10 protein-coding genes and 1 tRNA gene are annotated in these 13,829 nt (G+C 53.8%); 7 read left to right on the top strand and 4 right to left on the bottom strand.

Translation table 11 applies throughout. The annotated features are described in order from the left end of the window. Positions 1–65: 65 nt before the first annotated feature. Positions 66–1,649 (bottom strand): glucose-6-phosphate isomerase, encoded by a 1,584-nt coding sequence (locus ABQ298_13395; protein MEQ9825373.1) that lies wholly within the window; start codon positions 1,647–1,649, stop codon positions 66–68. A gap of 308 nt (positions 1,650–1,957) precedes the next feature. Here ABQ298_13395 and scpB point away from each other — a divergent pair, with 308 nt between their 5' ends. The 3 genes from scpB to ABQ298_13380 are packed head-to-tail and all read left to right on the top strand — an operon-like array spanning position 1,958 to position 5,020. After that, the gene (gene scpB / locus ABQ298_13390; protein ID MEQ9825372.1) at positions 1,958–2,641 is read left to right on the top strand and encodes an SMC-Scp complex subunit ScpB; all 684 of its coding nucleotides are present in this window, start codon (positions 1,958–1,960) and stop codon (positions 2,639–2,641) included. Positions 2,642–2,694: 53 nt separating this feature from the next. Further along, positions 2,695–3,780 carry a prephenate dehydratase gene (gene pheA / locus ABQ298_13385; protein ID MEQ9825371.1) on the top strand — a complete coding sequence of 362 codons (1,086 nt, stop codon included), beginning with the start codon at positions 2,695–2,697 and terminating at the stop codon, positions 3,778–3,780. A 37-nt stretch (positions 3,781–3,817) separates the two neighbouring features. Continuing rightward, entirely contained in the window at positions 3,818–5,020 is a 1,203-nt protein-coding gene (locus tag ABQ298_13380; protein MEQ9825370.1) for a pyridoxal phosphate-dependent aminotransferase family protein, read from the top strand. Between the two features lie 47 nt (positions 5,021–5,067). Here ABQ298_13380 and ABQ298_13375 read toward each other — a convergent pair whose 3' ends face one another. Both ABQ298_13375 and ABQ298_13370 read right to left on the bottom strand, forming a co-directional pair. Continuing rightward, on the bottom strand, positions 5,068–6,342 hold the full coding sequence (locus tag ABQ298_13375) for a glycosyltransferase family 4 protein (protein ID MEQ9825369.1): 1,275 nt from the start codon (positions 6,340–6,342) through the stop codon (positions 5,068–5,070). 65 nt (positions 6,343–6,407) lie between these two features. Beyond that, a complete protein-coding gene (locus tag ABQ298_13370) occupies positions 6,408–7,253 on the bottom strand; it encodes a phosphopantetheine-binding protein (GenBank protein ID MEQ9825368.1) in 846 nt (281 codons plus the stop codon). Between the two features lie 294 nt (positions 7,254–7,547). On the opposite strand from ABQ298_13370, the gene trpS reads away from it, so the two are divergent. Both trpS and ABQ298_13360 read left to right on the top strand, forming a co-directional pair. Continuing rightward, positions 7,548–8,612: a tryptophan--tRNA ligase gene (trpS, locus tag ABQ298_13365; GenBank protein MEQ9825367.1), complete on the top strand. Its 1,065-nt coding sequence runs from the start codon at positions 7,548–7,550 to the stop codon at positions 8,610–8,612. 114 nt (positions 8,613–8,726) lie between these two features. Continuing rightward, positions 8,727–9,170 carry a hypothetical protein gene (locus tag ABQ298_13360; protein ID MEQ9825366.1) on the top strand — a complete coding sequence of 148 codons (444 nt, stop codon included), beginning with the start codon at positions 8,727–8,729 and terminating at the stop codon, positions 9,168–9,170. A gap of 25 nt (positions 9,171–9,195) precedes the next feature. Here the strand turns inward: ABQ298_13360 and ABQ298_13355 are convergent, their stop codons facing one another. After that, a complete protein-coding gene (locus ABQ298_13355) occupies positions 9,196–12,411 on the bottom strand; it encodes a response regulator (GenBank protein MEQ9825365.1) in 3,216 nt (1,071 codons plus the stop codon). Positions 12,412–12,611: 200 nt separating this feature from the next. Between ABQ298_13355 and ABQ298_13350 the strand changes: the two genes are divergently transcribed. Both ABQ298_13350 and ABQ298_13345 read left to right on the top strand, forming a co-directional pair. Continuing rightward, positions 12,612–12,688, top strand: a tRNA-Met gene (locus ABQ298_13350). A gap of 58 nt (positions 12,689–12,746) precedes the next feature. After that, positions 12,747–13,727: an aldo/keto reductase gene (locus tag ABQ298_13345; protein ID MEQ9825364.1), complete on the top strand. Its 981-nt coding sequence runs from the start codon at positions 12,747–12,749 to the stop codon at positions 13,725–13,727. Positions 13,728–13,829 lie beyond the last annotated feature (102 nt).

The following is a 13,829-nucleotide window of genomic DNA, read 5'->3' as shown; positions in this document are numbered from 1 at the left end:
GGGGAGGACGACCGTTGAGTCGGGAAGAGTGGCCGACTCAACGGGTGTAGAAATCTGTAGGGAATTCAACCCAGGTACGCAAAAAGCGCGGATCTGGGGTCGTGCAATCCGGTCCCCCGGTAGTGGGTCGGATCGTTGACGACCTTGGAAGTGAGAAGCTTAAACACCTTTTCGCAGAGGTCTTTGGAGCCGAGTTCCTTCGCAATGTCCTCGACGCTGAGTTCCTGGCCAGGTCGGGATTGCAGCAGGTCCTGTATCCGGTTTTTCAGGTCGAGGATACTGGCAGCAGCCTTTTTGCCTGCTTCCACGCCCGGCTGGTGGTAGGCGTTGATGTTGACGAGATTTGCGTAGAGTCCAACCGCGCGCTCGAACAGTGCGATGAGCGCACCTACTGTGAAGGCATCAACGCTGCGAACGGTGATCGTAATGGATTCCCGATCCTTTTCAAAAAGGGCATCACGTGTGCCGAGGTAGAATCCCTGCAGGTAGTCACCTGAAGTCGTGGCATCGTCGACATCGATGGATGCTCCCTTGCGAGCTTCCAAGACCTCAATAAAGGTAACAAAGAAGTTGTGCAACCCCTCCCGCAACTGCTGAACGTAGGCGTGTTGGTCGGTAGAACCCTTGTTCCCGTAGACCGCTATGCCCTGATTGACCACCTTGCCATTCAGATCGCACTCTTTGCCGAGGGACTCCATGACCAACTGTTGCAGGTATTTTGAGAATAGCTCGAGCCGGTCCTTGTAGGGCAGGATCACCATGTCCTTGGACCCCTTGCCATCCGTGAGATAGTACCACATCAGACTGAGCAGGGCTGCGGGATTTTCCTGTGTGGTGGTCGCGCGTGTGAGCTGGTCCATCGCGGCGGCCCCCGTGAGCATGCCACGGTAGTCGAGTCCCTGCAATGCAGCGGGCAGCAGGCCTACGGCTGCGAGTTCACTGGTGCGCCCACCCACCCAATCCCACATGGGAAAGCGTGTGATCCATTGTTCCTGTTGTGCGACCTTGTCGAGCGCGCTGCCTTCACCCGTCACGGCAATCGCATGCTCAGAAAACTTGAGGCCATCCCGCTCGTAGGCGGAGCGGGCCTCGAGCATGCCATTGCGCGTTTCCGGGGTTCCTCCGGATTTTGAAATGACAACACTGAGCGTGCGCCCCAGTTGACCCTTGAGCTCCGCAAGCACCAGATCGATTCCGTCTGGGTCGGTATTGTCAAAAAAGTGGGTTTGCAGGCGGTCGGCTGCTGGGTGGCGCAGGGCGCGATCTACAAATTGTGGGCCGAGCGCCGAGCCACCAATGCCGATGATCAGCAGGTGTTCAAACGCTCCGTCTGCTCCACGAATCTGGCCCGAGTGAACCTGATCCGCGATGGACTGAATCTTTTCCAACGTGGCTTCGATGGCCTGCTGGATTTCGGGTGAAGGCGCCAGCCGTGCATTGCGCAACCAATAGTGTCCAACCATGCGATCTTCGTCGGGATTGGCAATGGCACCCTGTTCGAGTTGAGCCATCGCCGTGAAGGCTTTCTGCATGGCGGGTTCCATCGACTCCAGAAACGAATCGGGAAAACGAACCCGACTCAGGTCGAGGCTCAGTGCTGCGGACTCAAAGTGAAAATAACGCTCACAGAAGGTATTCCAGGAACTCATGTTGCTTGCATTGGCAGTGGTTGACAAAGGACGAAACGCCAATTCACCGATTCCGGCTCCTTGGGTTCGAGTTCATCGAGTTTTTCAAATGCGAACCCGTGCAGGCAACCCAAATGTGTCGTGAATCTGACTCTGTTCAGGCGACATGCCTCTGTGGATGTGGAATATGCCAGCGGAGTGGTTCATTGGCATTGACGAGAGTCGAACTGTCCGGAGCTGGGGCAAAAGAAACTTGAAATCCCCATGGCACTTGTCAATTTCGACCTGTTGCGCACAGGCGCTGCACAACTGATTGTTTTACATCACTCATGGAATTCGATATCAAATCCTGGCTCAAGGCGTTGTTGTTCTCAACGTCCGACCCGCTGGATATCAAACAGATTCAATGGGTGTACAATCGAGTTCGCGAGCAGCAGCTGGAGGAGCGTGAGCGCCAGTCGGCAGGAGAATCTGAGAGCGAAACCCCATCTCATGTGGGATTTCCCGTCTTGCTGACGTCCTCCTCGATTCGTGAGGCCATGGGCGAGTTGGAACGCGAATTTGAGAGCCGGGGAGAAGTGTACCGACTCCTGTCCACCAAGGATGGTTATCGGCTCTGCGTGGCACCTGAATATGGAGAGTGGGTGCGCGCGTTGCGGGGTGAAACCAAGCCCCTGCGTTTGAGTCAGGCCGCTCTTGAAACCCTCGCCATCATTGCCTATCGCCAACCGGTCACTCGTGCTGAAATGGAGCGCATTCGCGGGGTGTCAGTGGATAGTGCGCTCAGTCGCCTGCTGGAGCTGGATCTTGTGATCTCACGGGGAAGGGCGGAGTTACCCGGAAGACCACTTCAGTATGGAACTACGGATAAGTTTATGGATTTTTGTGGACTCGAAAGTTTGTCGGATCTGCCAACCTCGGACATCGTTTCCTCGGACAAGCTGGATGAATGGGTGAACCGACCTTCAAATGAATTTGAGGATGGTCAGGAATCCCTGGACCTGAAAGTATAAGGGTTGGGCAGCGGAAAACATGCAAATCTGGCAAGACCCTGGAGCCTTGAACTATGAATGAACATCTGGAGCATTTGAGACAATCGATTGATGCCTGTGATCGTGAGCTGGTGACGATCCTCAACAAGCGGTCTGAGGTCGCTGCTGAGATTGGGCGCATCAAGGCGGAAAAAGGTGGTACCATTTATGATCCATCCCGTGAGGAGATCGTGTATGAGAAGGTATCAGGCCTGAATCAGGGACCGCTGTCAAATGCAGCCTTACGCGCAATTTATCGTGAGATCATCTCCTCGGCAAAGGCACTCGAAGGTCCCACGCGCATTGCGTTTCTCGGTCCTGAAGCAACGTATACGAATCAGGCGGCACTGGCGATTTTTGGCGCATCCATGCACTACACGCCGGTGGGTTCGATTCCGGAGATTTTTACCTTGGTTGAAAAAGGTTCAGCCGATTATGGGGTGCTGCCGATCGAAAACTCGACGGATGGAATTGTACGGCATTCGCTGGATATGCTGGTGAATACCAAACTGTTCATCGTCAATCAGGTGTATCTTGATATTGAGCACTGTCTCATCTCCAATTCTCCGCTCAGTGAAATCCGGGTGGTTTGTTCGAAGGATCAAGCCCTTGGACAGTGCAGGGACTGGCTGCTGCGATACCTACCGGATGCCCTTCAGAAGGAAGTCGAGAGCACCTCCCTGGCGGTCAAGATGGCCATGGGCGAACCGGGTGTGGCAGCGATCGCCAGTGCACTGGCTTCCGAAAAATGGGGGGTGCCGATCGTGGAGCGCAACATTCAGGACCGCAGTGACAATATCACGCGCTTTCTGGTGATTGGCAAGGACCCTGCGAAGCGCCTGGGTGCTGGCAAGGACCGAACGAGCATCGTGGTTTCCCTGAATGATGAAGTGGGCGCGTTGCAGGAGGCCCTCAACATCTTCTCCCGCCACGGAATCAATCTCTGCAAGATCGAGTCGCGTCCGACGCGCCGCAAGAGCTGGGACTACTTCTTTTTCATCGATTTCATCGGACATTTTGAAGATACCGATGTTCAGTCGGCACTCGAGCAGTTGCGGGGGAAATCCAACTTTGTGAAGTGGTTGGGCAGTTATCCCAATACCCAAATGCGCAGCCTTTGAGTGATTTCAGTTTTTCCCCAGAAGAGGACAATCCCATATGGCAATTTTCAAACGAGCGACGTTGAAGAACGATCCCATCACCCAGCGCTGTCTGGACGACAAGCTTACCCGAGAGCGATTGAAATACAATCCGCTCTACCTCAGCTTTGACAAACAGCGCGGTACAAGAGTGTGGTTGCAGGGTGAGGAGAAGGTGATGATCACCAGCAACGAGTACCTTGGGCTGAGCGAACACCCCAAAGTGATTGAAGCCGGCAAACAGGCACTGGATGAATGGGGGTCGAGTCCGACAGGAGCACGCTCTGCCAATGGCAGCCGTCGTTTTCACGAGGAGCTGGAGGAGAAAATTGCCGCGTTTGTTGGAAAGGAAGCCTGTCATGTGTCGGTTGCGGGATACATTTCCTGCATGTCGGCGGTGGCAACCTTTGCGCAGCGAGGCGATGTGATTCTTGCGGACAAGAACATTCACTCCTCACTGGTCAGCGGCATGAAGTTGGCCGATACCCGGGTGGAGCGCTTCAGTCACAACAATCCGGAGGATCTGCGGGATATCCTGGCGCATGAACCCCGGCAAACTGGGCGTCTGCTGGTGTTTGACGGTATCTATTCCATGGAAGGACACCTGGCGCCGGTTCCAGAGTTGCTGGAGGTCGCAAAGGCCAACCAGTGTTTTGTGGTGATGGACGATGCGCACGGGTTTGGTGTGATGGGAGAAGGGGGTCGTGGCACGGCACATCATTTTGATTGTGTGGACGAGGTGGATATTCTCTGCGGAAGTTTTTCGAAGGCACTGTCCAGCACGGGTGGCTTTGTGGCGGGGTCGCGTGCGCTGATTGAATATTTGCGCACGCATTCAAAGCAGACGATTTTCAGTGCGGCAATTGCGCCAACTCAGGTGGCGTGTGCGATGGCGTCGCTCGAAGTTCTGCAACAGGAGCCGGAGCACCTGCAGCGCCTTTGGGAAAACACCGCCCGTCTGCGCGGCATCTACGAGAGTTTGGGACTCGATGTATGGGGAAGCACCACTCCGGCGATTCCGGTGGTGATCGGGGATCGCATGCGTGCCTATTTCTTTTGGAAGACGCTGTTGGAAAATGGTGTTTTTGGAGTATTGTCGACCTCGCCTGCGGTGCCTCCGGGCAAGGACATGATCCGCACGGCGGCGTCGGCGCGCATGAGCGATGAGGATTTCGGAATTATCGAAAATGCGTTTCGAAAGGCAGTTAAGAAACACCTTTGAGTGCGATGCGCTGCCGGGGGACGCTCTTGCTTGAGCATAGCTGCCAATCAGCCATTTGAATCTTCCGGGAGTTCTGATTCTGCCTGGATTCGCCTGGATTCACGAACGTTTTTTTCGATCAGGCGGTACAGTTTTCCCGTATTGCGCTTGGCGTTGAAATGTTTTTCGACCCAGTCCCGCGCGTTGGCACCGATGGTCTGCCGCATATCGGCGTCGGAGACGAGATTGCGAATCGTCTCAACCCAGGGATCGACGGGACGGATGGGAAGTATGATGACCTCATAGCCCGAACGAAAGTTTTCGACAATGCCTGAGTCGGGTGTGGTGAGCACTGGAATCCCGCGAGCCATGGCCTCCGGGATCACATTGGCGAGTCCGTTGCGGTCCCCGTTGGGTGCGACTTTTCCCGTGAAGATGAAGAGATCGGCCCGGTGATAGTAGGCCTGAATGTTTTCGTGGGGAACTTTGCCAACCAGATTCACACAATCCTGCAGATCGTAATCGATGATGAGGGCATCGAGTTCGGCCTTGAGCGGCCCTTCACCGATGATTTCGGCGAGAAAGGGAATGCCGCGCTTGCGCAGATCGCGGTAGATGCGAAACTGTTCGGCGTAGCCTTTTTTTTCCACCAAGCGTCCGATCGACAGAAAGCGAATGCGGTCGATCTCGGTTCGAAGATCATTGAGTGGAGGAAAAGTGGATAAGCCGCGTCGGATGAGATGAACCTTTGTGGCGGGTGCTCCGCGGTCCTGCAGGTGGGTTTTGGCAAATTTGGTTGAGGTGTGAATGAACGCGGTCGCCTCAATTTTTGCATCGAGCAGGCAGTCTCCTCCCTTTTGAAAAATATCGTAGGCGTGGGCACCCATGGAAAAGGGGATGTCGATGAGTTTTTGGAGCACGAGGGCAGACGTTGCAGGCATGGTTGCCCAGACAGCATGCATCCAGTCGGGTTTCCAGGCTTCAATCTCTCTCGCGCGGATCAGGGCGAATGCGAATCCAAGCAGGGTTTCCAGCAGGTTTTGGGTATAGCGCGGCCGGTGAATCAGGAGGTCCTTGAAAAATCCGCCGACCACCCTGGGTTTTTGTACAATCCAATAGGGGAGCCAGTAGAATAGTTTTGCGAGTTCCCATAGTGAAAAACATTCGACGGACTGCCCTTCGAACTCCGCTTTACCTCCCCAGATGCTGTAAAGGCGCAAATGGGCAGCTTGGGTGCGCATCACCCGCATTTCGCGCTGAAGGAAGGTTTCGCTCACCAGTGGGAATGTGGTGTAGAGATAGCAAATCCGCGGTGAGGGACGGGATGATGAGTGCCCTGCCATGGTGGTATAGGATCGCTAGGACTCGGAAAAAAAGATGCGAGCGCCGCGTGATGGATGATCGCAGCTCAGCTTGCGTAGTCGAACAGGAGCGTGATTTCCTCGGCAAAGACGACTTTTTCGCCATTCACCTTGATGTTGCCCTCGAAGGTTGCCATGGGGTGGCGCAGGCGCTTGAGTGTCGTTTCCATCTCAAACACGACACCGGGTTTACATTCCTTGTGACAACGGATGCCATCGCAGGAGGTGAAATAAATGGTGTGCGGATCTACTGTTCCACCAGTGTCTGAGGGGTCCGCCTTGATCAGGAACAGCACGGCGAGCTGGCCCAATGCCTCAAGGGAAATGGATGCCGGGAAAACCGGATTGTTGGTAAAGTGCCCCTTCAGGAAGTTTTCGTTCCCAGAAATGTGGTAAGTGCCGCAGGCCTTCTTTCCTGAAATCGCAGCCTGCTCCACAAACAGGAATGGATCTGCATAGCGCATGCAGGCGAGAATTTCGGATTGGGTGATGGGATACTTTTCTGTATCTGGAGCGGGTGCTGATGCTGCACTACTGCCTCCCTTTGCTGCGATGAAGGCCTTGACATCGGCGATGGTTCGCAGGTCCCGCAGTTCTTCATTTTCGATGGAAATGCCTATGGTTTCCTCAACCAGGATGACAATCTCCATCATGGTCAGTGAGTCGACGCCCAGATCGTCAAAGAGTGCGAGCGAGTCATCTCCTTTTTTCAGGAGCGGTTTGAGATCGGGTTCGAGGAAGCGTTCGATAATGCCAGTGACGATCACTGGCAGCAGTGCCGGATCCCTCGATGTGCGAAAGGCAATGGCGGCTTCGACTGTGGAATCTGAGCAGCGGCGCAGGGATTCCTTGATCGCGTCGATTTCCGAAGGTGTGAGTTGGGTGGTAGCCACGTTAATCTGAAAGAAATTAGTGTTGCATGTTCCACTCGTCTTTGGAGCGGAATCGGTAATACCCGACTTTGCCTGATTCGATTCCAAGAATCAATACCTATTCCGTTTAGCGCAAGTGACAGCCATTGTGGAAATGAAAGGATCCACCTGAATATTTCCTCATGGAGGCAATGGCATGAGTTGCATGGTTGTGAGAATCAATTGGGTGTGTGGTCGTCGGATGAAGCACCGGAACCGAGACTTGACCTCTGCGGAAGGGGGTGTTGGATTCGCGTTTTGATTCCGAAAAACATCATGAGCGAAGCAAAGCCCGTCATTCTCACCTGCGCACAGCCTACCGGGGTTCTGACCATTGGTAATTACATTGGTGCTGTCAAAAACTGGACCACCATGCAGGAGGATTTTGAGTGTTTTTTCGGGATTGTGGACATGCACGCAATCACGGTGAAGCGCACACCGTCGGAGCTGAGGAATGCCTCCTACTCCTGCCTTGCGCAATACATCGCCTGTGGGCTGGATCCTGAAAAATCCGCACTGTTCATGCAGTCGCATGTGATCGGGCATGCCGAACTCGCGTGGGTTCTGGGTTGCCATACCCCCATCGGGGACTTGCAGCGCATGACGCAGTTCAAGGAAAAGGCGGCAAAGCTGGGGTTTGAGGTCAAGTCGGATGGTGATGATCTCAAATTCACCCATGATGGCGCAAAGGCGCAGGCATCGGTCAATGCGGGCCTGTTGTACTACCCTGTGCTGATGGCGGCGGATATTTTGTTATACAACGCCAACGCGGTCCCTGTGGGTGAGGATCAGCGCCAGCATCTGGAACTGACCCGGGATCTGGCGGTTCGGTTCAACCACCATTTTTCGCCAACATTTAATGTGCCGGAAGCTTACATTCCCAAGTCGGGCGCAAAAATCATGTCTCTTCAGGAGCCGACGCGTAAAATGTCAAAATCGGATGAGCAGGAAGGGGGTACGCTCTACCTGCTGGAGGAACCCGCGAAACTGCGCAAGAAAATCATGAGTGCGGTAACGGATTCCGACACCCAAGTGCGGTTCGCGCCAGAGAAACCCGGAATTTCGAATCTGCTTACCTTACACAGCGTGTTGTCGGGTCAGACCATCGAACAGCTTGAGAAACATTTTGAGGGTGCGAATTATGCCACTTTTAAAAGTGAAGTTGCAGACGTGGTCGTGGAAGCACTCAAACCTGTACAGGAGCGGTATCACTCGATCATCAGTGAAAAAGCTGAACTCGAACGCATTTTGAAAGCCGGTGCGGAAAAGGCGCAGTCGAGAGCCTATAAAACGCTGTCAAAAGTGTATCGCAAGGTTGGGTTTGTGGATCGGGTGCGATGATCGGAAGTGGGAATTCTGGTGAGCAGCTTGCACTCCGGAGCAATCGACGTTAGCATTGTCATTGGATATCCACTGGCTTCGCAGTGGGCCGCTAAACCTTCAAATCCGTATCTTATGAAACCTCTTTATCCCATCTCAAGTTGCCTGTTGATCGCCTCACTCCTGTTGTTTGCCTCCTGTTCGACAGAAAACGACGAGCAGACCACTCTTGAATCCGTACAAGCTGAGGCTGCCCAGAATTGGGAACAGGCTGTCGAGCTGAGCAAGGAACGCTGGGCGCAGATCAAGTCATTTACTGCGGCAGAGTGGAAAGATACAGAGAAGTCCATTGTTGAACTCAAGGACAAGGTTGTGAAGGTCAGCAGTCAAAACCAGGAACGTGTTGCGGAGTTGATGAGTGAAGTGAAGGAGCTTCAGAAAGATGCACAAGCACAGTTGAAAGCCTTTGGGGAGACTTCGGGAGACAAGGCTGACCAAGCCAAGGAAGCACTCGAACAGAAATGGGAGGAACTGCAGGCAAAGGTCAACGAGCTGCGCGAAGCGTTGACTGAAGAATAACCCTGTTCTAGGGAACGTCGAGCTGCTACGTTTCGCTTCGCGGGAAAGTCTCCTGCTGTGCGAGTCTGCGCTGTTTGAGCTCGTGAGTGGCAAAGCCCAGTGCGGCTTTCATTTTATCAAGTTGTACAGGCTTTGCCAGGAAGTTATCCATGCTGGCTTTGCGACAGGCAATTTCGTCTTCCATAGTGGCTGACGCTGTGAGCGCAATGATGATGGGCTGGGTGATGTTCTCAAGTTTGCGGATCTCCCGTGCGGCACCCAAACCGTCCAGAATGGGCATGATTTTATCCATTAACACCACATCGTATCGACCCTCTTGAACCGCTTCAACGGCGCGCTTTCCATTGGGAACGATGTCGATGTCATAGCCCATTTTTTTCAGCATGAGACTGGTGACCTTTTGGTTCACTGGATTGTCCTCAGCGAGCAGGATGGTCAATCCTGGGTCAACATCGATATCGCGCCGCATCGGTAGAATATAAGGCATGAAGTGAAACCCGCGCGGATGGCGGGGATTTTCTGTATGGGATTCAGGTGCTGCTTCGGCAGCAGATGTGGATTCGGGCGTAAGGGTGGCGTAGGATTTTGCCAGGGAAGATTTTGAGGAAAAAATACGGCACAGGGTGTTGTGGAGCAGATGAAGAGTCAGTGGTTTTGAGAGATGGTAAATGAAGGGTTGGCGGTGGAGTTCAAGGCTGGATTGCTGCTGGGAAAAGCGAGTCATTAAAACGATGGGAGTTTGGGAATAATCGGCGTGACTGCGGATAGCTGCTATTTGTTCGAGCAGTGTCAGTCCGGGGTCTGCCTGAGCAGAGTCGAGAAAAATGATATCAAACCCATGGGTGTGCTCGAGCAGGTTGTTGGCAGAAGATACGTCTTCGACGTGTTCAGAGTGCATGGCCCAGCACTGCAGATGTCGGGCTAGAATCTGTGCAGCACGCTGGGATGAATCAACGATCAATGCGCGCTTCCGGGGGAAACGTTCAAGAGGCTCGGGCTTGTGCCATTCGGGATGCCACCCATGAATGGGAAGCGGCAGATCCACCTGGATACGCGTGCCTCCCGGGTTGCCGGGAATCACTGTGATGCCTCCTTGCATCATATCGATCAGCTTCTGAGTCAGCGACATGCCCATCATACTGGATGGGTTTGCTGAGGATTGAGGAGTGCTGGAAGGGTGAATCTCGAAAAGCTGGTTTCGGGTATCCGGTGACAATTCGTAGCCACTGGTTTCGACAACGATGCGAAAGTTGCACTTGTTTCCTGAGTGAGGTTCAAGCCACATCAGATGCAGCGATACCTGGCCTTCGGGTGTTCGTTGGAGCGCCCATCCTGTCAGTGTGATGAGGATCTGTTGGATCCGGTTTGGGTCGGCATCGACCAGAGGGATTGGATCGGAAGGAATATCACTCAGAAGCTCCACCCTGTTGTATTCGGTGTCAGCTTCGAACAGGTGTACAACCGTTTCCACAATCTGGGCGAGTGATAGGGGTTCGCTGGCAAGTTGCAATCTTCCCGAATTGAGTTGGGTCAGATCAGAAATGTCATTAATCAGTGTGGTGATGGACCGACTGCTGACATCGAGGATGTTGACACAATTTTCCTGAAGTGGGGACAGGGTGGTATCATACAGCAGCGGGATGGATCCCACAATGCCGTTCATTGGGGTGCGGAGTTCATGTGCCAGATGCTTGAACAAGGTGAGGTGATCATCAGTTGACTGACGCAGTGCTTCACGGCTGTTGTGCAATGCATTCCGGAGTTCCTGCAACTCTTGCTCCTTTCGTCGGTTTCGGCGCAGTTTGAGTGCGAACCAACCCGCAAAACAGACGGTAAATATGGCTGCGATGATCCACAGATTGCGTACGATCACCTGATACTCGAACAGTCGGGTTTCGAGCAGTTGCTCGCGCTCCTGGAATTGTGCACTCAACGTGGCATGCTGGTCATGCAAATCGGAAATCCGAGCCTTTTCGATCTGTTCCTTTTCAGCATGGATTTGCTGAACCTGATACTGCGTTGCGGTGTCGAGCGCATCAAACCCTTCCCTGAAGTTTCCAAGGTTAATTTCGACAAGGGATCGCAGTTGATGCAGAGCAATGAGCGCATCGAGGTCGTGCTGGGAATCTGCTATGGCAATGGCTTGCTGCAGGGTGGTTTTTGCCAAGGTATCATTGAAGTCCTGTAAGGCGATTTCCGCCTTGAGCAAAAGGATCCAGGCTAGGTCTGGGTGGGTGCTGGAGGACTGGATTGCCTGATTGATCCACAACAGAGCCGAGTCCATTGAGGAGTTAATGGTTTCCAAAACCGCAAGGGCAACCTGCAGTTCCACAAGCCCAGAGGGTTGGGTGGTGGTTGAGAAGGCCTGGTATGCTTCTTCGTAGTAGCGGCGGGCATCCGCGATGCGACTCGCTCTCAGGAAAATGTCTCCCTTCAGTTTCAGACTGGTCGCACGTCTGGCGTCCGCTCCAGTTTGAGCAAAATAACCGATAGCACTTTCGAGCGATTGAAGTGCAGTCTGATGGTGGGTCGAGATTGCCTTTTCGATGCTCTCCTGGGCATGCAGCAAGCGAATATGCTGCAGGATGGCATGCGCGAGTTCCCGCTGGTGGCTTTGCTCCAGAATCATGGCGCAGAGCGCGCGGGTTTGCTGGGTCTCTCCCATCAGGTTCAGGTCTCCAAGTGCGATGGCCGATGAGACTGAAGCGTTGGCGGCTGCCAGGGAAGCATCGGCTTGGTTCTGCTCAGCCAGGATCAGGGCAATTTCCTGTTGTACTGTGATGGATGAAGGAGCGTTTCGTTGTTCCCGAAAGTAAGTCTCGGCCATTCGAAGTTGAGCGAGGGCCTTGTCGGGGGTTGCTGCGTTACGCAGGAAGGCTGCGAATGCGATGCGCATGCGCGCGATGTCCGACGCATCGAGGTGTTGGCTTGCAAGCTTGATCGCTGTTTTCCAAAAACGGGTTCCCTCGACCCAGTCTGCTTTGCGTTCAGCCAGTTGGGCTGCTTGCTCAAGGAGTTTGATTGTGTCCGCAAAGCGCCCTAGTCGCTGGGCTTCCTGCAGAGCGGCGGGAATGCGGCTGAGAGCATCCTCAAGTGCTTCTGGTGGTGGATCTTGGGTGGCTTCCAGTGTTGAGGTTATCAGATCGCTGTCAGCCGAGAGGGATGGGGACGCATATCCTGCAAGCAGCAGAATCAGGGCTATCAAGGGGGGAAGTGGTAGTCTGGAAATCCTGATGGTCATGTTGTTGGGTGCGTCAAGGCGCCTTGATAAGGCCGTATCTCGAATTTTCAGTCCGCATAGGTCTACTTTGCTTTTGCAACCTTTACAATTCAAGAATCCACCCTTCTGCAGAGATTTACGATAAACACTTTATCCGGATTTTTGAAATAAAAGCTTGAGTCCAGGCAGGAGACGATTCATACATGGAACTTTATGTGTGTTGCAGGGTGGAGCAGTCCGGTAGCTCGTCAGGCTCATAACCTGAAGGTCCCTGGTTCAAATCCAGGCCCTGCACCCAATGAAGGCTCAAGGGAAACCCCCTTGGGCCTTCGCCATTTCAGCAGGAGAGGATATTGATGAACTATCGTGCGTTGGGCAAATGTGGTGTGCAGGTATCCGAGATCGGCATTGGAACTTGGGCGATGGGCAGTGACTGGGGCGAACAGCCTGTGGATCTGTCTATCCGAACGATCCACAAAGCGATCGAAATGGGATGTAATTTCATTGATACTGCTGCAGGATATGGAGACGGTCGCTCGGAGCAGGTGATCGCGAAGGCACTGGAGCAGAAAGGGAAGGACTTGGTGTACGTTGCCACGAAGATACATCCGGTAATGCCCGGTCCGTGGCCACCGTCACCCTATTGCGAGATCCATGATCGCTATCCGGTTTCGTATCTGGAACAGAGTTTGGTGACACGGTTGAAAAATTTGAAGACCGACTGCATCGACCTGTTGCAATTGCACACTTGGACACGCGCCTGGAACCGCAACCCGGCTGCACTGGAATGGTTGCAGCAGCAGAAGCAAAAGGGACGCATCCGATGGGTGGGCGTTTCCACTCCGGAACACGACCAGAATGCGGTGATTGATCTCATGCGCGACGGTTTGGTGGATACGGTGCAGGTGATCTATAACCTCTTTGAACAGGAACCAGCTGCAGAGTTGCTTCCGGTCGCAAAACAGACGGAAACCGGAGTGATTGTGAGGGTGGTGTTTGATGAGAGTTCACTGGCGGGGCGATTTTCAGAACAGCGGGAGTTTTCGTCAGGAGACTTCCGCAGTCGCTATTTTGCGGGTGATCGGCAGGCGAGAACAGCGCAGCGGGTTCGGCGAATTGAGGCGTGTCTGAACGGTTCAGGCTACAGTATTCGGGAGGCGGCGGCTCGTTTCGCACTCGACTGCGATGCTGTGAGCACGGTCATTACCGGAGTGCGAACGGAGCAGCAGGCTGCCGAAAACATGTTGCTTTCGGAGCGGAAGCCACTCCCGGAGTCATTGCGAGTGGAGTTGCACCCATTCAATTGGCCCAAGGGGTTTTGGTATGGAGGTAAATGAACATCGTCATCACATGAACATCCCGCGACGCGAGATTTTGTGAAAACGCCTACAATTGTCCCGAATTGTGTCGATACCCAACTGGAAGCGATGCGAATGCCA

This window comes from Puniceicoccaceae bacterium (genome assembly GCA_040224245.1).
Taxonomy (GTDB): domain Bacteria; phylum Verrucomicrobiota; class Verrucomicrobiia; order Opitutales; family JAFGAQ01; genus JAKSBQ01.
Note: the sequence above shows the minus strand (reverse complement) of the source record. Positions and strands in the feature narration are given on the sequence as shown.

Coding starts and splice junctions, on each gene's coding strand:
- ABQ298_13395 (MEQ9825373.1), bottom strand. CDS start 1,649: ATGAGTTCCTGGAATACCTTCTGTGAGCGTTATTTTCACTTTGAGTCC.
- scpB (MEQ9825372.1), top strand. CDS start 1,958: ATGGAATTCGATATCAAATCCTGGCTCAAGGCGTTGTTGTTCTCAACG.
- pheA (MEQ9825371.1), top strand. CDS start 2,695: ATGAATGAACATCTGGAGCATTTGAGACAATCGATTGATGCCTGTGAT.
- ABQ298_13380 (MEQ9825370.1), top strand. CDS start 3,818: ATGGCAATTTTCAAACGAGCGACGTTGAAGAACGATCCCATCACCCAG.
- ABQ298_13375 (MEQ9825369.1), bottom strand. CDS start 6,342: ATGGCAGGGCACTCATCATCCCGTCCCTCACCGCGGATTTGCTATCTC.
- trpS (MEQ9825367.1), top strand. CDS start 7,548: ATGAGCGAAGCAAAGCCCGTCATTCTCACCTGCGCACAGCCTACCGGG.
- ABQ298_13360 (MEQ9825366.1), top strand. CDS start 8,727: ATGAAACCTCTTTATCCCATCTCAAGTTGCCTGTTGATCGCCTCACTC.
- ABQ298_13355 (MEQ9825365.1), bottom strand. CDS start 12,411: ATGACCATCAGGATTTCCAGACTACCACTTCCCCCCTTGATAGCCCTG.
- ABQ298_13345 (MEQ9825364.1), top strand. CDS start 12,747: ATGAACTATCGTGCGTTGGGCAAATGTGGTGTGCAGGTATCCGAGATC.